This window comes from Microbacterium sp. EYE_78 (assembly GCF_023149035.1).
GTDB lineage: Bacteria > Actinomycetota > Actinomycetes > Actinomycetales > Microbacteriaceae > Microbacterium.
Genome location: NZ_JAHXMY010000002.1, coordinates 1,227,655 through 1,244,541, shown reverse-complemented (window position 1 = coordinate 1,244,541; position 16,887 = coordinate 1,227,655). Strand labels below are relative to the sequence as shown.

Genomic DNA, 16,887 nt, shown 5'->3' with positions numbered 1-16,887 from the left:
TTGACCGGTGACTTCCCCCCTTCCCGCCGCGGTCCTCTGGGACATGGACGGCACCCTCGTCGACACCGAGCCGTACTGGATGGCCGCCGAGACCCCGCTCGTCGAGCGCTTCGGCGGCTCCTGGACCCACGAGCAGGCGCTCGGCATGGTCGGTCTGGGGCTCGAGGACGCCGCCCGCATCCTCCAGGGCGCGGGCGTCCGGCTGGAGGTCGATGAGATCGTCGCGCATCTGACCGACGAGGTGCTGCGCCAGCTGCGTGAGCTCGGCGTCCCGTTCCGTCCGGGTGCACGGGAGCTGCTGCGCGAGCTGCGCGCCGCGGGCGTCCCCACGGCGCTCGTGACCATGTCGATGAGCAGGATGGCCCGCGAGATCGTCGACCTCATCGACTTCGATGCGTTCGACCTCGTCATCGGCGGCGACGACGTGGCCCGGCCGAAGCCCCACCCCGACCCGTACCTGCAGGCGTGCGAGGCGCTGGGCGTCGCGCCCGCCGACACGGTGGCGTTCGAGGACTCGGTCAACGGCGCCCGCTCGGCGATCGCATCGGGCGCGGTGACCGTCGGCATCCCGCACATGATCCCGCTCGGCGAGGTCGGGGCGCACGCGCTATGGGACACGCTCGAGGGTCGCAGCGTCGCGGACGTCGCCGCCGTCTTCGCCTCCGCGCGGGCGGAGGTGGACGCGTGAGCGCCGATCTGCGCCCCAGCGGACCGTTCCGTCTCGGCGACCGGGTGCAGCTGACGGGCCCCAAAGGTCGCCTGCACACGATCACCCTGCGCGAGGGCGGTGAGCTGCACACCCACCACGGCGTGCTCCGCCACGAGGGCATCATCGGCCAGCCCGACGGCTCGGTGGTCGTGGGCAGCGGCGGCCACGAATACCTGGCGCTCCGTCCGCTGCTGCGCGACTTCGTGATGTCCATGCCGCGCGGGGCGGCGATCGTCTACCCGAAGGACGCCGCCCAGATCCTCGCCGCCGCGGACATCTTCCCGGGCGCGACCGTCGTCGAGGCGGGCGTCGGCTCGGGTGCGCTGTCGCTGTGGCTGCTGCGGGCCATCGGCACCTCCGGCAGACTCCACTCGTTCGAACGCCGGGAGGAGTTCTCCCAGGTCGCCGAGGCCAACGTGGAGACCTTCCTCGGCCACTACCCCGATGCATGGAACGTGGTCGTCGGCGACCTCGTCGAGGAGCTCCCTCGCGTCGCCGATCCCGGAACGGTCGACCGGGTCGTCCTCGACATGCTGGCGCCCTGGGAGTGCATCGACGCGGTCGCCGAGGCGCTGACCCCCGGTGGCGTCGTGCTCTGCTACATCGCGACGGCGACCCAGCTCAGCCGGGTCGCCGAGTACATCCGCCACTCGGGCCTGTTCACCGAGCCCGAGGCGACCGAGACCATGGTGCGCGGCTGGCACGTCGAAGGACTGGCGGTGCGCCCGGATCACCGCATGGTCGCGCACACCGGGTTCCTGCTCACGGCGCGACGGCTGGCACCGGGCGCCATGCCGCCCGACGTCCGCAAGCGGGCGCTCAAGAAGCCGTCCTATGCGGACGCGGACGTCGAGGCCTGGACCCCGGGCGCCGTCGGTGATCGCGAGATCACCGACAAGAATCTGCGCAAGCGGGTCCGCGACGCCCAGCGCGCGGTCGAGGGAGCCCGTCAGGCGTCCGGAGACCGGTCGGACGACACCGTAGACTGAGCGAATGCGTCGAATTCCCGCTGCCGTGGCCGCGCTCGGCCTCACCGCGCTCGCACTGGTCGGCTGCGCACCCGGCGGATCCGCCGCGGCCGCGTGCGACCGCACGACATCGGACGCGTCCTCGCTCGCGCTCGTGGATGTGACGGGCGAGCAGGGTCAGCCCGCCGCCACGACGACTGCGCCCGTCTACGTGACGAAGACCGCGTTCACCGATCTGGCGGAGGGATCGGGCACGCCGATCACGACCTCGGCACAGGACGTCCAGGTCGGGATCGCGGTCCTGAACGGGGCGACCGGTCAGACCGTCCTCGCCGCGCCCACGACCGTGGTGTCCGTCGCCACGCTCGACGACACCTTCACCGGGGTCGCGGACATGCTGCAGTGCGCCCGTCCGGGCTCCCGCACGGTCGGCGCGATCCCGGCATCCGATCTCCCCGCCGAGGTCGTGTCGCAGATCGGCATCGACGAGGATCAGTCCGCGGTCGTCGTCCTCGACCTCAACACGGTGTTCCTCGCCGCCGCGAACGGGACGCCGCAGTACGTCGACGGCAGCGGCATCCCGACGGTCGTCCTGGCCCCCGACGGCACGCCCGGGATCGTCGTTCCGGACGCCGCGCCGCCGGCAGACCTCGTGGTCAAGACCCTCAAGAAGGGTGACGGTGCGGTCATCGACGCCGACTCGCGCCCGCGGGTGCACTACACCGGCGTCCTCTGGGAGACCGGAGAGGTGTTCGATTCCTCGTGGCAGAACGGCTCCCCGCAGACGTTCTCGCTCGACGGTGTCGTCGACGGGTTCGCCCAGGCGATCGAGGGCCAGACCGTCGGCTCCCAGGTGCTGGTCGTCATCCCGCCGGAGCTCGGCTACGGCGACGAGGACTCCGGCACTATCCCGGGCGGTTCGACCCTCGTCTTCGTGATCGACATCCTCGGCATCGACGACATCACGACCGAGCAGCCCGCCCCGACACAGTGAGGGTCCGCCCCGACGCAGGGGCCGGCAGTGCCTAGGATTGCAGGGTGCCCACCGAACCGATCCGCAGCGCGCCCGAGGAACGTCTCGTCAACCTCGTCGTCGCGCTGCTCGCGACGGAACAAGGACTGACGAAGGACGCCATCCTCTCGTCCGTGTCGGGCTATCGCGAGCAGTCCGATGCCGGTGCGTCGAAGGACGCACTCGAGAAGATGTTCGAACGCGACAAGGAGAGCCTCCGCTCCCTGGGCGTCCCGATCGAGACGATCGGCGACTACGCGGACCCCGACGACCTCCGCGAGGCGCGCTACCGCATCCCGACCGCGGAGTACTCCCTCCCGGTCGACATCGACTTCACCCCCGCCGAGATCGCCGTCCTCAACCTCGCGAGCGGCGTGTGGGGCGAGACGTCAATGTCGGCGTCCGCGCGCAGCGGGCTCCGCAAGATCCGGGCCCTCGGCATCGACGTGGACGCGCCCATCATCGGCTACGCACCCCGCATCAGCCTGCGCGAGCCCTCCTTCGCGCCGCTTCAGCGAGCGATCGAGCAGGGGCGGGTGGTCGAGTTCGACTACATCAAGGGCGGGTCGGATGCCGCCCATCGCCGCCGCGTGCAGCCGTTGGCGCTCATCGACTACGAGGGGCGCTGGCACGTGTACGGCTTCGATCTCGGTCAGGGCGCGGAGCGGACCTTCCTGCTCACCCGCATCTCCTCCGCGGTCGTCGTGACCCGCACGCCGTTCGACCTCTCACTCCGCGACGGTGCCGGTGAGCAGGCGCTGGCGGGTCTGGCCGCCGTCGCGGAGCGGCAGCGCGCGCTGCTCGAGGTCGAACCCGGCACCGAGGCCGCGCTGCGGCTCCTGCGCCGCGCCGTCTCGAGCGACGCCGAGCAGGGCATCCGCGTGCCGTACGTCGACGCGCAGGTCTTCGCCGACGAGCTCGCCTCGTACGGTCCCGAGGTCCGGGTGGTCGAACCCGCCGCTCTCCGGCGGGACGTGATCGAGCGGTTGCGCCGGGCATCCGATGTACACGGCGGGATGCCGGGAGGTGCAGCCTCGTGAGTCCGCTGCCCCTGGTCGCGACCGACCGCGCATCGCTCATCCTGCAGCTCGTTCCGTACCTCATCGCGAAGGGGGAGGTCTCGCTCGCCGACGCCGCTGCTGATTTCGACGTCGCGCCCGAGGAGATGCGGGAGATGGTCGAGAAGCTCACGGTCATCGGCCTTCCGGGCGAGGGCGGCTTCTGGCAGATGGCCAACGACCTCTTCGACATCGACTGGGATCTGCTCGACGAGCAGGACCGCATCTCCCTCACCAACTCCGTGGGGCTCGAGCGGACGCCGCGCCTGACCGCGCGCGAGGCGGCGGCGCTGCTGGCCGGCTTGCAGCTCGCGGCCTCGCTCCCGGGTGTCGGGGACAGCGGTGTGGTGCAGGGACTGCTCGCCAAGCTGGCACGAGGCGCCTCGAGTTCGCCCGCCGAGGTGATCGTCGCGACGCCGGCCGTGGACGGCGTGCGCACCGCGGTCGCCGAGGCGCTCTCGCGCGGTGTGGCGGTCTCGTTCACCTACCAGGCGCCGGATGCCGCGCCGACCACGCGCACGGTCGACCCCGTCAAGGTGCACATCGCCGACGGCCAGTGGTACCTGCAGGGCTGGTGTCACCTGCGCGAGGCGGTGCGCACCTTCCATCTGGACCGGGTCTCGGACGTCGAGGTGACCGGCATCCCGAGTCTGCACGGCGCCGACGCCGTGCCGGGGCTGTTCCAGCCGGCGGACTCCGACCCGCTCGTCGAGCTGCGCTGCCGCGCCGACGTCGTTCCGCTCCTCGGGGACTTCGTCGCGCAGGCCGCGGTCTCGGGCTCGGGTGAGTTCCGCAGGATCCGCGTCCGCGTCGCGGACGAGCGCAGCCTGAAGCGGATCGCGACGCGTCTCGGCGGGGACGTCGAGATCGTCGCCCCGCCGTCCGCCAGGGCCGCCGCGGCCGAGTGGGCGGATGCCGGGCTCGCCCACTATCGCTGAGGCCGCCCTCCGCGAGGCCGGTTAGACTGGCGTGAGACCCCGACCTGAGGAGCTTTCATGGGCTTGCAAGGATGGCACCTGCTCATCGTCCTGGCGGTGATCCTGCTTCTGTTCGGTGCGGCGAAGCTGCCCGCGCTCGCGAAGAGCGTCGGCCAGTCGGCTCGCGTCTTCAAGGGCGAGATGAAGGCGATGAAGGAGGAGGACGGTCCCGCCGAGACGCCGAACCACCAGGCGCCGCATGCACCGTCATCCGTCACGCCGCTGACCCCGCCGCCTGCGCAGGGCCCATCGCAGGGTCCCACGTCCTGACCCGGTGACCACCACCGAGAGGGACGCGAAGAGCGACGACGTCCCTTACCGCGACAAGCGGATGACGCTCGGCGATCATCTGCGAGAGTTCCGCAAACGCGTGCTCATCGCTGCCGCGGCCCTCGTCGTCGGCATGATCGTCTCGTTCATCCTCACCGACGGCATCATCTGGGCGATGACCGAACCCATCCGCGTCGTCGCCGAACGCCGCGGTGACGAGGGGGCGGTGACCCTCATGTTCGCCACCGTCACGTCGGCCTTCGACCTCCGCATCCGCATCGCGTTCGCGGTCGGTCTCCTGCTCTCGGCGCCTGTCTGGCTCTGGCAGATCTGGGCGTTCCTCATGCCGGGTCTCACGCGGAAGGAGGTCCGGTACACCGTCGGCTTCGTCGCCGCGGCCGTCCCCCTCTTCTTCAGCGGTGCCTTCTTCGGGTGGATCATGCTGCCGCACCTCGTCGAGTTGATGGCGGGGTTCACACCCACCGGCGCGTCGAACTTCTACGACGCGAAGTACTACTACGACTTCACCTTCAAGCTGCTCCTCGTCGTCGGCGTCTCGTTCGTCACGCCGGTGTTCCTCGTCGCGCTGAACCTGGCGGGCGTGATGACGGGACGCGAGATCATGAAGGGCTGGCGTGTCGCGATCGTGATCGCCACGGTCTTCGCGGGTGCGGCCACCCCCGCAGCCGACGTCGTGAGCATGCTCGTGCTCGCCGTCATCCTCACCATCCTCTTCTTCGCAGCGGCGGGACTCTCGATGCTGTTCGACCGCCGACGAGGCAAGCGGGAAGCGGCCCTGCTCGGATCGGCCGCGTGAGCGACCCCGCGTCGCGGTTCGCGCGGGCCCAGGCCGACCGCGTCCACCCCGTCACCGCGTTCTTCGCCTCGCTGCAGCGGTTCGAGCTGGACCCGTTCCAGATCGCCGGGTGTCACGCGCTGGAGGAGGGACGGAGCGTCCTGGTCGCCGCGCCCACCGGCGCCGGCAAGACGATCGTCGGCGAGTTCGCCGTGCACATGGCGATGCGCGAGCCCGGGGACAAGGCGTTCTACACGACGCCGATGAAGGCGCTGTCGAACCAGAAGTTCCGCGAGCTGCAGGAGGTCTACGGCGAGAGCGAGGTCGGCCTCCTCACCGGCGACACCAACATCAACGGGAACGCCCGCGTGGTCGTCATGACCACCGAGGTGCTCCGCAACATGCTCTACGCGGACTCCCCGGCGCTGCGAGGACTCCGGTACGTCGTCATGGACGAGGTGCACTACCTCGCCGACCGGTTCCGGGGACCCGTGTGGGAGGAGGTCATCCTGCACCTCCCGCCGTCCGTCCGACTCGTCTCCCTCTCGGCCACCGTGTCCAACGCCGAGGAGTTCGGCGATTGGCTCGACACCGTCCGGGGTGACACGGCGGTCGTCGTCTCCGAGACGCGCCCCGTGCCGCTGGAGCAGCACGTCCTCGTCCGCGGCGACCTGCTCCCGCTGTTCGACGACCGTGCCGGCGTCGCCACGGCGCAGGTCAATCAGGAGCTCACCCGCATCCGCTCGCCGAAGGGCGCCGCCTACGAGAACAATCGGCGTGCCATGGAGCACCGCTCGCACGGGGGCCGCGAGGGCCGTCGTCCGCACCGGGGCGGCACGCGTCCCGTGCGGCCGTCCACGGCGGCGCGGATCGAGCGGATGGACCGTCCCCAGGTCGTCGAGATGCTCGGTCGGGCGAACCTCCTGCCGGCCATCTTCTTCATCTTCAGCCGCGTCGGATGCGACGCCGCCGTCCAGCAGGTCCGCCGGGCCGGGGTGCGTCTGACCAGCACGCCCGAACGCGACGAGATCCGCTGGATCATCGACGAGCGGATGCGTGCGCTGCAGGACGAGGACCTCGCCGTCCTCGGCTACTGGGAGTGGCGCGACAATCTGGAGCGCGGGATCGCCTCCCACCACGCGGGGCTGCTCCCGGCCTTCAAGGAGGTCGTCGAGGAGCTCTTCCAGCGCAAGCTCGTGAAGGTGGTCTTCGCCACCGAGACGCTGGCGCTCGGCATCAACATGCCCGCCCGCACGGTCGTGCTCGAGAAGCTCGAGAAGTTCAACGGCGAGGCGCGGGTCGCCATCACGTCGGGGGAGTACACCCAGCTGACCGGCCGCGCGGGGCGTCGCGGGATCGACGTCGAGGGGCACGCCGTGGTCCAGTGGACCGAGGGGCTGGACCCGCAGGCGGTCGCCGCGCTCGCCTCGCGCCGCACCTACCCGCTGAACTCCAGCTTCCGGCCCACCTACAACATGGCCGTGAACCTCATCGATCAGTTCGGGCGCGACCGCGCACGCGAGATCCTCGAATCCTCCTTCGCCCAGTTCCAGGCCGACCGCGCGGTCGTCGGGCTGGCTCGGCAGGTGAAGGATGCCGAGGCATCCCTCGCCGGCTACGAGAAATCCATGACCTGCGATCGCGGGGACTACGCCGAGTACTCGGGGATCCGCCGCGACCTGAGCGACGCGGAGAAGCTGAACCGGGCCGACCGGACGGCGCCAGCCCGCATCCGACAGCAGCGGCAGAACGAGATCCAGTCGCTGCGTCGTCGCATGCAGCGGCATCCCTGCCACTCGTGCCCCGATCGCGAGAACCACGCCCGGTGGGCGGAGCGGTACTGGAAGCTCCGTCGGAAGACCGATCGGATGCGGCGCGACATCGAGACCCGCACGGGCACGGTGGCGCGCATCTTCGACCGCATCATCGACGTCCTGGCCGAGCTCGACTACGTCGCCTTCGACGCGGACGGCGCCGCCTCGCTGACGGCGGAGGGGCGCACGATGCGCCGCATCTACGGCGAACGCGATCTGCTGGTCGCCGAATCGCTCCGACGCGGACTGTGGCGCGACCTCGATCCCGCCGGGCTCGCTGCCCTGGCCTGCTGTCTCGTGTACGAGCCGCGACGGGACGAGGCCGGCGAATACCGACTGCCGCGCGGGCCGTTCCGCGAGGCCCTGCACCGGACGCAGGACCTGTGGAGCCGTCTCGACGACCTCGAGCAGGAGCACCACCTTCCCGGCACCGAAGCCGTGGCCACCGGGCTCGCGCAGGCGATGAACTCCTGGGCGCGCGGCGCATCCCTCGACCTGGTCCTTCAGGAGGCCGACATGGCCGCCGGCGACTTCGTCCGCTGGTCGAAGCAGACGATCGACCTGCTCGACCAGCTCTCCATCGTTGCGGACGCGGACGTCGCGGGCACCGCCCGGAAGGCGCTGGATGCCGTGCGCCGCGGCATCGTCGCGTACAGCTCCGTCTGACCGGAACGATGAAGCCCCGACCCACCGGCGGTGGATCGGGGCTGATGGAGGGGGCGACGGGAATCGAACCCGCGCCACCAGTTTGGAAGACTGGAGCTCTACCATTGAGCTACGCCCCCGCGGCTGCCCGCGGCATCCTGAAGAGTCTACAGGTCCGCGTCGGCTAGACTGACCAACGGCCGTTTTTCGGCGCTCGCCAGCGTGCGCGCCCGGGGCGTAGCTCAGCTTGGTAGAGCGCCCGCTTTGGGAGCGGGAGGTCGCAGGTTCAAATCCTGTCGCCCCGACAACACGGCCCCACGAACCCAGACCACCCAAAACGGACGCGCGTGTGTGCGGCCGGACAAGGAGAACGACAGGCATGGTCACCAGCACCGTCGAGCAGCTCAACCCGACCCGGGTGAAGCTCCACATCACGGTCACCCCCGAAGAGCTCAAGCCGAGCATCGCCCACGCGTACGAGCACATCGCGCGCGACGTGCAGATCCCGGGCTTCCGCAAGGGCAAGGTCCCCGCCCCGATCATCGACCAGCGCATCGGGCGCGAGGCCGTCCTCGAGCACGCGGTGAGCGAAGGACTCGACGAGTTCTACCGCCAGGCGGTCAGCGCGAACGAGGTCCGCATCGTCGGCCGCCCCGCGGCGGAGATCGTCGAGTGGCCGAGCACGAAGGACTTCTCGGGCGACCTCAAGGTCGAGGTCGAGGTCGACGTCCGACCGGAGTTCGAGCTGCCGTCCTACGACGACATCACCATCGAGGTCGACGCCGTCGAGACCGACGAGGCCGCCGTCGACGAGGAGCTCGACAAGCTCCGCAGCCGCTTCGGCACGCTCGTCACGGTCGACCGACCGGCCAAGGCCGGCGACTTCGTCGAGCTGGACCTCGTCGCCACGATCGACGGCAACGAGATCGACCGTGCCGAGGGCGTGTCGTACGAGGTCGGCTCGGGAGAGCTCCTCGAGGGCATCGACGAGGCCGTCGAGTCGCTCACCGCCGGTGAGGACACCACCTTCCGCTCGAAGCTCGTCGGCGGCGACCACGCCGGCGAAGAGGCTGAGGTCGCCGTGACCATCAAGGCGGTCAAGGAGCGCGAGCTCCCCGAGGCCGACGACGACTTCGCGCAGGTCGCTTCCGAGTTCGACACCATCGCCGAGCTCCGCGAGAGCCTCGTCGAGCGCGTCTCGCAGCAGGCCGTCTTCACGCAGGGTTCCGCGGCGCGGGACAAGCTCATCGAGGTCCTGATCGAGAAGTCGGACATCCCCGTCCCGCCGAAGCTCGTCGAGGACGAGGTCCACGCCCACCTCGAGAACGAGGGGCGTCTGGAGGACGACGTGCACCGCGCCGAGGTCGCCGAGGCGAGCGAGAAGCAGTTCCGCACCCAGATGGTCCTCGACAAGATCGCCGAGAAGCACGAGGTGCAGGTGTCGCAGGACGAGCTGACGCAGTACCTCATCCAGTCGTCGTCGCAGTACGGCATGTCGCCGCAGGACTTCGTCAACGCGCTCCAGGAGGGCAACCAGATCCCCCTCATGGTCGGCGAGGTCGCCCGCAACAAGGCCCTCGCGGTCGCGCTCGGCAAGGTGACCGTCGTCGACACCGCCGGCAAGAAGGTCGACCTGACCGGCTTCGCCGCGGATGAGGACGAGGCTGCGGACGACGCCGCCGAGACCGCGGACGAGAAGCCCGCCGCGAAGAAGGCTCCCGCCAAGAAGGCTCCCGCCAAGAAGGCTCCCGCCAAGAAGGCTCCCGCCAAGAAGGCTCCCGCCGAGAAGGCGCCGGCCAAGAAGCCCGCCGCGAAGGAGGCCGACGCCGCCGACGCTGCGGACGAGAAGCCCGCCGCGAGGAAGGCTCCCGCGAAGAAGCCGGCCGCCAAGAAGGCCGACGCGGATGCCGCTGAGGAGCCCGCGAAGAAGGCTCCCGCCAAGCGCACGACCAAGAAGGCCGCCGACAGCGAGTGACCCTCACCGACGGGCGGTGGGTGCCTTCGGGCCCCACCGCCCGTCGTCGTTTCCGGGCGCCGGAGGCAGTCGATGCCGCCCCTGGTATGCCCATGGCGAACACGGGCGAGACGCTCGGAACGCGCCACTAGATTCGAAGCACGAACACGAATCCAGGAGAGCATCCATGGCTGAACCCCTTATGGCGACCAGTGTCTTCGACCGGCTGCTGAAGGACCGAATCATCTGGCTCGGTTCCGAGGTGCGCGACGAGAACGCGAACGAGATCTGCGCCAAGATCCTGCTGCTCGCGGCCGAGGATTCCGAGAAGGACATCTACCTCTACATCAACTCGCCCGGTGGCTCGATCACCGCGGGTATGGCGATCTACGACACGATGCAGTTCGTGCCGAACGACATCGTCACCGTCGGTATCGGCATGGCCGCCTCGATGGGCCAGCTGCTGCTGACCAGCGGCACGAAGGGCAAGCGCTACATCACGCCCAACGCCCGCGTCCTGCTGCACCAGCCCCACGGCGGGTTCGGCGGCACCGCGAGCGACATCCAGACCCAGGCGCAGCTCATCATCTCGATGAAGAACCGTCTCGCCGAGATCACCTCCGCCCAGACCGGCAAGTCGGTCGAGCAGATCAACGCCGACGGTGACCGCGACCGCTGGTTCACCGCCGAGGAAGCCCTCGAGTACGGCTTCGTCGACCACATCCGCGAGCACGCTGCCGACGTCGCCGGCGGCGGTGGGACCGAGAACTGAGCGTCGGAGGACAACGCATGAACACCCCTATCTTCGGTCGCGTGCAGAGCGACATGATGCCCTCGAGCCGGTACATCCTGCCGCAGTTCGAGGAGCGCACCGCCTACGGCTACAAGCGTCAGGACCCGTACAACAAGCTGTTCGAAGACCGCGTGATCTTCCTCGGCGTGCAGGTCGACGACGCGTCCGCCGATGACGTGATGGCGCAGCTCCTGGTCCTCGAGTCGATGGACCCCGACCGCGACATCATCATGTACATCAACTCGCCCGGTGGCTCGTTCACCGCGATGACGGCGATCTACGACACGATGCAGTACATCTCGCCTCAGGTCTCGACGGTCGTCCTCGGCCAGGCGGCCTCGGCGGCGTCCGTGCTGCTCGCCGCCGGCGCCACCGGCAAGCGACTCGCGCTTCCCAACGCCCGCATCCTGATGCACCAGCCTGCGGTCGGCGAGTCCGGGCACGGGCAGGCGTCCGACATCGAGATCCAGGCGGCGGAGATCCTCCGCATGCGCACCTGGCTCGAGGAGACGATGGCCCGCCACACCAACCGTTCTGTGGAGCAGGTCAACAAGGACATCGACCGCGACAAGATCCTCTCGGCGCAGGAAGCGCTCGAGTACGGCATCGTCGACCAGGTCCTGACCTCGCGCAAGCGGACCCCGGCCGCCATCACGGCCTGACCGCTGGACCCGACGCCCCGCCGATCCGTCGGCGGGGCGTCGTCGTCCACACTCGCGTCGCAATCCACCCCGTGTCGGATTCTGCGATTAGGCTCATCATCACCACCACGAATCCTGAGGGGGAGCACATGGCACGCATCGGTGAGAGCGCCGACCTGTTCAAGTGCTCGTTCTGCGGGAAGAGCCAGAAGCAGGTGCAGCAGCTGATCGCCGGTCCCGGCGTCTACATCTGCGACGAGTGCGTCGAGCTGTGCAACGAGATCATCGAGGAGCGGATGGCGGAGTCCGGCGACGGGGAGGTCGCCGAGTTCGACCTGCCGAAGCCGCGCGAGATCTTCAGCTTCCTCGAGGAGTACGTCGTCGGTCAGGACCCTGCGAAACGGGCGCTGGCCGTCGCGGTCTACAACCACTACAAGCGCGTCCGCGCACGCGGCACCATCCAGTCCGCCGAGCAGCGCGCGGACGAGGTCGAGATCGCGAAGAGCAACATCCTGCTGCTCGGCCCGACCGGGTGCGGCAAGACCTACCTCGCGCAGACGCTCGCGAAGCGTCTCAACGTCCCCTTCGCGGTCGCGGACGCGACCGCGCTGACCGAGGCCGGCTACGTGGGTGAGGACGTCGAGAACATCCTCCTCAAGCTCCTGCAGGCCGCCGACTTCGACGTCAAGCGCGCGGAGACCGGCATCATCTACATCGACGAGGTCGACAAGATCGCCCGAAAGGCCGAGAACCCGTCGATCACGAGGGACGTCTCGGGCGAGGGCGTGCAGCAGGCGCTGCTGAAGATCCTCGAGGGAACCGTCGCGTCGGTCCCGCCGCAGGGCGGCCGAAAGCATCCGCACCAGGAGTTCATCCAGATCGACACGACGAACGTCCTGTTCATCGTCGCGGGTGCGTTCGCCGGTCTCGAGGACATCATCTCGTCCCGCGTGGGAAAGCACGGCGTCGGGTTCGGGGCTCCGCTGCAGGACAAGGAGCAGGAGCTCGACGTCTTCCGCGACGTCCAGCCCGAGGACCTGCACAAGTTCGGGCTCATCCCCGAGTTCATCGGTCGCCTGCCCGTCGTCACCACCGTGTCGCCGCTGGATCAGACGGCGCTCATCGAGATCCTCACCGGTCCGAAGAACGCCTTCGTGAAGCAGTATCAGCGGATGTTCGAGCTGGACGGCGTCGAGCTCGAGTTCGAGGACGAGGCGCTGCGAGCGATCGCCGATCTGGCGGTGGCGCGCAAGACCGGCGCGCGCGGGCTCCGTGCGATCCTCGAGGACGTGCTCGGACCGATCATGTTCGAGATCCCGTCGGCCGAGGACGTCGACAAGGTCATCGTCACCCGTGCGGCCGTCGACGACGGCGCTCCGCCGACGCTCGTCCTGCGTCAGAAGCGCAAGAGCGCCTGACCCGGGACCGCCGCGATGTCGGCGGTCGCCGGTAGCGTCGCGGCCATGGGACGCATCCTCTTCGACACCGCCACCTCGGTCAACGGCTTCATCGCGGACGCTCAGAACTCGCTCGCCTGGCTGTTCGCCGTCGAGAACGGCGAGACTCCCGACGACACCCTTCTCCCGCACGGGGCGACCGTGCTCGTCGAGGGCTCGACCACCTACGAGTGGGTGCTCGCCGAGTCGGACATCCTCGCGAACCCGGAACGGTGGCGCGAGTTCCACGGCGACCGTCCGACGTTCGTCTTCACGACCCGCGACCTGCCGGCCCCGGAGGGCGCCGATGTGACCTTCGTGCGGGGGGACGTGGCATCCGTTCTGCCGCGGTTGCGTGAGGCCGCGGGTGACGGGGACATCTGGGTCGTGGGGGGCGGGGACCTCGCCGGTCAGTTCCTGGATGTCGGCGCGCTCGATGAGATCGCGGTCTCGGTCGCGCCGGTGTTCCTCGACGGGGGCGCGCCGCTGCTGCCGCGACGCATCGAATCGGACCGTCTGCGGCTCAGGTCGGCCGACGCGGTCGGACAGTTCGCACGACTCGTGTACGAGGTGCGCGGCTGACCGGTGTCAGCCGGTGAGTCCGCGTCGCTCGAGCAACGGCTCGATGCGGGCATCCCGGCCGCGGAAGTCGCGGTACGCCTCGAGCGGATCCTTCGATCCGCCGACGCCCAGCAGGCGCTGCCGGAAGCGGTCGCCGTTCGCTCTGGTCAGCCCGCCGTTCTCGCGGAACCACTCGACGGTGTCGGCGTCGAGCACCTCGCTCCAGATGTAGGAGTAATAGCCGGCGCTGTACCCACCCGAGAAGATGTGCGCGAAGTACGTCGAGGAGTAGCGAGTGGGGACGGCGGGGTTGTCGAGGCCGATGTCGGCCAGCGCCGTCGCCTCGAAACCGTCGACGTCCATCTCCGACGCCGCCTCGTCGGCGTCGAGGCTGTGCCATGCCTGGTCGATCCACGACGCGGCGAGGTACTCGCTCGTCGCGAACCCCTGGTTGAAGGACTCCGAGGCGCGCAAGCGATCGACCACGTCGGCGGGGAGCGGCTCGTCGGTGTCGACGTGCCGGGCGTAGGCGGTGAGGATCTCGGGCCAGAAGATCCACATCTCGTTCACCTGGCTCGGGAACTCGACGAAGTCGCGGAAGACCGCGGTTCCGGCGAAGTGCGGGTAGGTGACCGTTGCGAACAACCCGTGCAGCGCATGCCCGAATTCGTGGAAGAGCGTCGTCACCTCGTCGAGTGTCAGCAGGGTGGGGCTGCCGGGGGCCGGCTGCGGCACATTCAGGTTGTTGACGACGATCGGCGCCGTGCCGCGGAGGGCTGATTGCGACACGATCGAGTTCATCCACGCGCCGCCGCGCTTCGAATCGCGGGTGTAGAGATCGAGGATGTACAGGCCCAGGTGCGAACCGTCCTCGTTGCGAACCTCGAACACCCGGGCGCCGGAGTGGTAGGCCGGCAGGTCCGGGCGCTCGACGAAGGTAATGCCGTAGAGCTCGGTCGCGGCGCGGAAGACGCCGTCCGTGAGCACCCGCTCGGCCTCGAACCACGGCCGGAGCGCCGTGCGGTCCAGGTCGTAGCGTGCGGCACGGACGCGTTCGGTGTAGAAGGCCCAGTCGTGGGCCTCGAGTGCGAACCCGTCACCGTCGCCGTCGATGATCGCCTGCAGCGCCGCCTGCTCGTGACTGGCGTTCTCCGCCGCGGGTACGGCGAGACGGCGGAGCAGCTCGTGCACCGCTTCGGGTGAACCCGCGGTCTCGTCGGCGGTCACATACGCCGAGTGCGATTCGTAGCCGAGGACGCGCGCGCGTTCGGAGCGCAGGCGGACGATCTCGGTGAGCACATCGCGGTTGTCGTTGTCGTTGCCGCGTCTGCCGCGGCTGCGGGACGCGTCCATGAGGCGCTTCCTGCTGTCGCGCGAGGTGAGCGATGAGAGATAGGGATGCCCGGTGAACAGCGTCAGCGTGATGACGAACTTCCCGTCGAGGCCGCGGTCGGCGGCGTTGCGTGCGGCCGCGGAGAGCTCACCCTCGGTCAGCCCGTCGAGGTCCGCAGCGTCGTCGAAGACGACGGCGAGGTCGTTGGTGTCGGCCAGCAGGTTCTTCTCGAAGGTCGTGGTGAGGACGGACAGCTGCTGGTTGAGCTCGGTGAGGACGGTCTTGTCGGCGTCGTCCAGTCCGGCCCCGGCGTTGGTCATCTCGCGGTAGGTGCGTTCGACCAGGTGCAGATCCTCGCCCGTGAGGCCGAGTCGCTCCCGCTCCGCGTACACCTCGGCGACGCGCGCATACAGGCGCGAGTCGAGCGTCACGGCGTCCTGGTGCGCGGACATCAGGGGAGCGAGATGCTCGTCGATCTCCTGGATCTCGGATGTCGCGTCGGCGGAGGAGACCGTATAGAAGGTACGAGCGATCTGACCCAGCAGCTCACCGGAGCGCTCCAGCGCGACGAGGGTGTTCTCGAAACTCGGCCGGTCGGCGGAGGTCGCGATCGCGTCGATCTCAGCGCGGTGCACCGCGAAGGCGTGCTCGAACGCAGGGAGGTAGTGGGCGGGCCGGATGGACGGGTAGTCCGGCAGCGAGAACGGGAGGGGGGAGGGCGAGAGGAGCGGGTTCGCAGCGGCATCCGTCATCGTCCCAGCGTACGTCCCGGGCGCGGCGCTGCCGTCTTCGCGTTGGATGCAAAGACATCCTTGCAAAGATTCTTCTGCAAAGGTACCTTTGCACTGTGACCGAACAGACCACCGTCCGCGAAGACCGCAAGCTGGATGCCGGAGCGCTCCGCGCGCTCGCGCACCCGCTGCGGGTGCAGCTGTTCGACATCCTGTCGCAGTACGGCCCGCAGACGGCGAGCTCGCTGGCCGAGCGGACAGGTGAGTCGTCCGGATCGACGAGCTACCACCTGCGGGCACTGGCCAAGCAGGAGCTCATCCGCGAGATCCCCGAGCGCGGGTCGGCGCGGGAGCGCTGGTGGGAACGCTCCGACAAAAGCGTGTCCTTCGACAGTCCCGAGGCGCTCGCGTCGCCGGGCATTCGGTCGGCGACGCAGCTGATCATGACGGAGTTCCTCGGACGCCGCCAGCAGCAGCTCATGCGCCACGTGAGCGAGAGCATCGCGGCTCCCGACAAGGATGACGACGGGTCAGCGATGATCTCCACCGCCAACATCCACCTCACGCGAGCGCAAGCGCGGGACATGATCGTGCGTCTCTCGGCGATCGTCGACGAGGTGGCCGCGGGTGCGCGCGGGCACGAGGAGGACCCCGATCGATTGCCGTTCACCGTGCGGGTGGACGTGTTCGCACTGCCCGAGGACGGAGACGGACGATGACCACCATCACGATCCCGGCGTTCGACGCCGCCGCGCGCCCGACCCGCCTCGAGGCCGCGTTGCTCGCGGGTGCGGCGGCGGTGCAGCGGACGATCGGGGCCCGGATGCTGCGGCGCGCCGAGCGGTCGATCGCTCGATCAGCGGCGGACCGGCACGCCGAGCAGACGCGCGAGCACGCGCTCACGCACCTCGCACGTCACCCTCGCGTGTGAGCGCCGGTCAGGACATCCCGTCGTCGTCGATGTGCCCGACGACGACCTCGCCCTCGCGGTCGACCCGCACCACGACGCCGTTCTCGAGCTCCGCGACGGGGCGGCCTTCGAGCCACGTCAGGGTCCACCGCGGTCGAGGCTGCCCCAGCGGGTCCTGATCGACCGCGGTGTCGACTGCGGCGATCTGCTCGCGCAGGATCTCCGGCACGGCACGGGGCGGCTCGTCGCCGCTGGTCCACCTGGTTCCGAGCTGCATGG

The 16,887-nt window shown here is 69.4% G+C and carries 17 protein-coding genes and 2 tRNA genes; 16 read left to right on the top strand and 3 right to left on the bottom strand.

Features of this window, described 5'->3' with window-relative positions:
* The first annotated feature begins 7 nt into the window (after positions 1-7).
* From KZX17_RS13170 to KZX17_RS13135, 8 genes are all read left to right on the top strand, one after another.
* A complete protein-coding gene (locus KZX17_RS13170) occupies positions 8-688 on the top strand; it encodes an HAD family phosphatase (protein WP_248174408.1) in 681 nt (226 codons plus the stop codon).
* Positions 685-1,698: a tRNA (adenine-N1)-methyltransferase gene (locus KZX17_RS13165; RefSeq protein WP_248174406.1), complete on the top strand. Its 1,014-nt coding sequence runs from the start codon at positions 685-687 to the stop codon at positions 1,696-1,698. Before KZX17_RS13170 ends, KZX17_RS13165 begins: the two co-directional genes overlap by 4 nt.
* A 4-nt stretch (positions 1,699-1,702) precedes the next feature.
* Positions 1,703-2,671 (top strand): FKBP-type peptidyl-prolyl cis-trans isomerase, encoded by a 969-nt coding sequence (locus KZX17_RS13160; RefSeq protein ID WP_248174404.1) that lies wholly within the window; start codon positions 1,703-1,705, stop codon positions 2,669-2,671.
* Positions 2,672-2,715: 44 nt separating this feature from the next.
* A complete protein-coding gene (locus KZX17_RS13155) occupies positions 2,716-3,729 on the top strand; it encodes a YafY family protein (RefSeq protein WP_248174402.1) in 1,014 nt (337 codons plus the stop codon).
* On the top strand, positions 3,726-4,685 hold the full coding sequence (locus KZX17_RS13150; RefSeq protein ID WP_248174400.1) for a WYL domain-containing protein: 960 nt from the start codon (positions 3,726-3,728) through the stop codon (positions 4,683-4,685). Before KZX17_RS13155 ends, KZX17_RS13150 begins: the two co-directional genes overlap by 4 nt.
* Positions 4,686-4,742: 57 nt before the next feature.
* Complete coding sequence (gene tatA, locus KZX17_RS13145) at positions 4,743-4,994, top strand: twin-arginine translocase TatA/TatE family subunit (RefSeq protein ID WP_248174398.1); 252 nt, start codon at positions 4,743-4,745, stop codon at positions 4,992-4,994.
* Between the two features lie 61 nt (positions 4,995-5,055).
* Positions 5,056-5,811, top strand: a complete 756-nt coding sequence (gene tatC / locus KZX17_RS13140) for a twin-arginine translocase subunit TatC (RefSeq protein ID WP_248174854.1) — start codon at positions 5,056-5,058, stop codon at positions 5,809-5,811.
* Positions 5,808-8,270, top strand: coding sequence for an RNA helicase (locus KZX17_RS13135; protein WP_248174396.1), 2,463 nt, complete (start codon positions 5,808-5,810; stop codon positions 8,268-8,270). The genes tatC and KZX17_RS13135 overlap by 4 nt, the downstream gene beginning before the upstream one ends.
* A 45-nt stretch (positions 8,271-8,315) precedes the next feature.
* Here the strand turns inward: KZX17_RS13135 and KZX17_RS13130 are convergent.
* A tRNA-Gly gene (locus tag KZX17_RS13130) sits at positions 8,316-8,389 on the bottom strand.
* Positions 8,390-8,480: 91 nt separating this feature from the next.
* Between KZX17_RS13130 and KZX17_RS13125 the strand changes: the two genes are divergently transcribed.
* From KZX17_RS13125 to KZX17_RS13100, 6 genes are all read left to right on the top strand, one after another.
* Positions 8,481-8,554: transfer RNA gene (locus KZX17_RS13125), tRNA-Pro, on the top strand.
* Between the two features lie 74 nt (positions 8,555-8,628).
* Positions 8,629-10,224, top strand: coding sequence for a trigger factor (tig, locus tag KZX17_RS13120; protein WP_248174388.1), 1,596 nt, complete (start codon positions 8,629-8,631; stop codon positions 10,222-10,224).
* Positions 10,154-10,975, top strand: a complete 822-nt coding sequence (locus tag KZX17_RS13115) for an ATP-dependent Clp protease proteolytic subunit (protein WP_282443621.1) — start codon at positions 10,154-10,156, stop codon at positions 10,973-10,975. Before tig ends, KZX17_RS13115 begins: the two co-directional genes overlap by 71 nt.
* Positions 10,976-10,992: 17 nt before the next feature.
* Positions 10,993-11,658 (top strand): ATP-dependent Clp protease proteolytic subunit, encoded by a 666-nt coding sequence (locus tag KZX17_RS13110; RefSeq protein ID WP_248174386.1) that lies wholly within the window; start codon positions 10,993-10,995, stop codon positions 11,656-11,658.
* 128 nt (positions 11,659-11,786) lie between these two features.
* Positions 11,787-13,055 carry an ATP-dependent Clp protease ATP-binding subunit ClpX gene (gene clpX, locus KZX17_RS13105; protein ID WP_248174384.1) on the top strand — a complete coding sequence of 423 codons (1,269 nt, stop codon included), beginning with the start codon at positions 11,787-11,789 and terminating at the stop codon, positions 13,053-13,055.
* A 45-nt stretch (positions 13,056-13,100) separates the two neighbouring features.
* The gene (locus KZX17_RS13100; RefSeq protein ID WP_248174382.1) at positions 13,101-13,655 is read left to right on the top strand and encodes a dihydrofolate reductase family protein; all 555 of its coding nucleotides are present in this window, start codon (positions 13,101-13,103) and stop codon (positions 13,653-13,655) included.
* 6 nt (positions 13,656-13,661) lie between these two features.
* On the opposite strand, the gene KZX17_RS13095 is transcribed toward KZX17_RS13100, so the two are convergent.
* Entirely contained in the window at positions 13,662-15,719 is a 2,058-nt protein-coding gene (locus KZX17_RS13095; RefSeq protein WP_248174380.1) for a M3 family metallopeptidase, read from the bottom strand.
* Positions 15,720-15,814: 95 nt separating this feature from the next.
* Here KZX17_RS13095 and KZX17_RS13090 point away from each other — a divergent pair, with 95 nt between their 5' ends.
* Together KZX17_RS13090 and KZX17_RS13085 are read left to right on the top strand one after the other, a co-directional pair.
* Entirely contained in the window at positions 15,815-16,417 is a 603-nt protein-coding gene (locus tag KZX17_RS13090; protein ID WP_248174378.1) for a helix-turn-helix domain-containing protein, read from the top strand.
* Positions 16,414-16,629 carry a hypothetical protein gene (locus KZX17_RS13085; protein WP_248174376.1) on the top strand — a complete coding sequence of 72 codons (216 nt, stop codon included), beginning with the start codon at positions 16,414-16,416 and terminating at the stop codon, positions 16,627-16,629. The genes KZX17_RS13090 and KZX17_RS13085 overlap by 4 nt, the downstream gene beginning before the upstream one ends.
* Before the next feature lie 7 nt (positions 16,630-16,636).
* Here the strand turns inward: KZX17_RS13085 and KZX17_RS13080 are convergent, their stop codons facing one another.
* On the bottom strand, positions 16,637-16,885 hold the full coding sequence (locus KZX17_RS13080; protein WP_248174374.1) for a hypothetical protein: 249 nt from the start codon (positions 16,883-16,885) through the stop codon (positions 16,637-16,639).
* Positions 16,886-16,887: the final 2 nt, after the last annotated feature.

Excerpts from the sequence above, each read along its gene's own strand:
- tig (WP_248174388.1), top strand. The coding sequence starts at position 8,629 with ATGGTCACCAGCACCGTCGAGCAGCTCAACCCGACCCGGGTGAAGCTC.
- KZX17_RS13160 (WP_248174404.1), top strand. The coding sequence starts at position 1,703 with ATGCGTCGAATTCCCGCTGCCGTGGCCGCGCTCGGCCTCACCGCGCTC.
- tatC (WP_248174854.1), top strand. The coding sequence starts at position 5,056 with ATGACGCTCGGCGATCATCTGCGAGAGTTCCGCAAACGCGTGCTCATC.
- KZX17_RS13080 (WP_248174374.1), bottom strand. The coding sequence starts at position 16,885 with ATGCAGCTCGGAACCAGGTGGACCAGCGGCGACGAGCCGCCCCGTGCC.
- KZX17_RS13085 (WP_248174376.1), top strand. The coding sequence starts at position 16,414 with ATGACCACCATCACGATCCCGGCGTTCGACGCCGCCGCGCGCCCGACC.
- KZX17_RS13110 (WP_248174386.1), top strand. The coding sequence starts at position 10,993 with ATGAACACCCCTATCTTCGGTCGCGTGCAGAGCGACATGATGCCCTCG.
- KZX17_RS13095 (WP_248174380.1), bottom strand. The coding sequence starts at position 15,719 with ATGACGGATGCCGCTGCGAACCCGCTCCTCTCGCCCTCCCCCCTCCCG.
- KZX17_RS13100 (WP_248174382.1), top strand. The coding sequence starts at position 13,101 with ATGGGACGCATCCTCTTCGACACCGCCACCTCGGTCAACGGCTTCATC.
- KZX17_RS13115 (WP_282443621.1), top strand. The coding sequence starts at position 10,154 with ATGCCGCTGAGGAGCCCGCGAAGAAGGCTCCCGCCAAGCGCACGACCA.
- tatA (WP_248174398.1), top strand. The coding sequence starts at position 4,743 with ATGGGCTTGCAAGGATGGCACCTGCTCATCGTCCTGGCGGTGATCCTG.
- clpX (WP_248174384.1), top strand. The coding sequence starts at position 11,787 with ATGGCACGCATCGGTGAGAGCGCCGACCTGTTCAAGTGCTCGTTCTGC.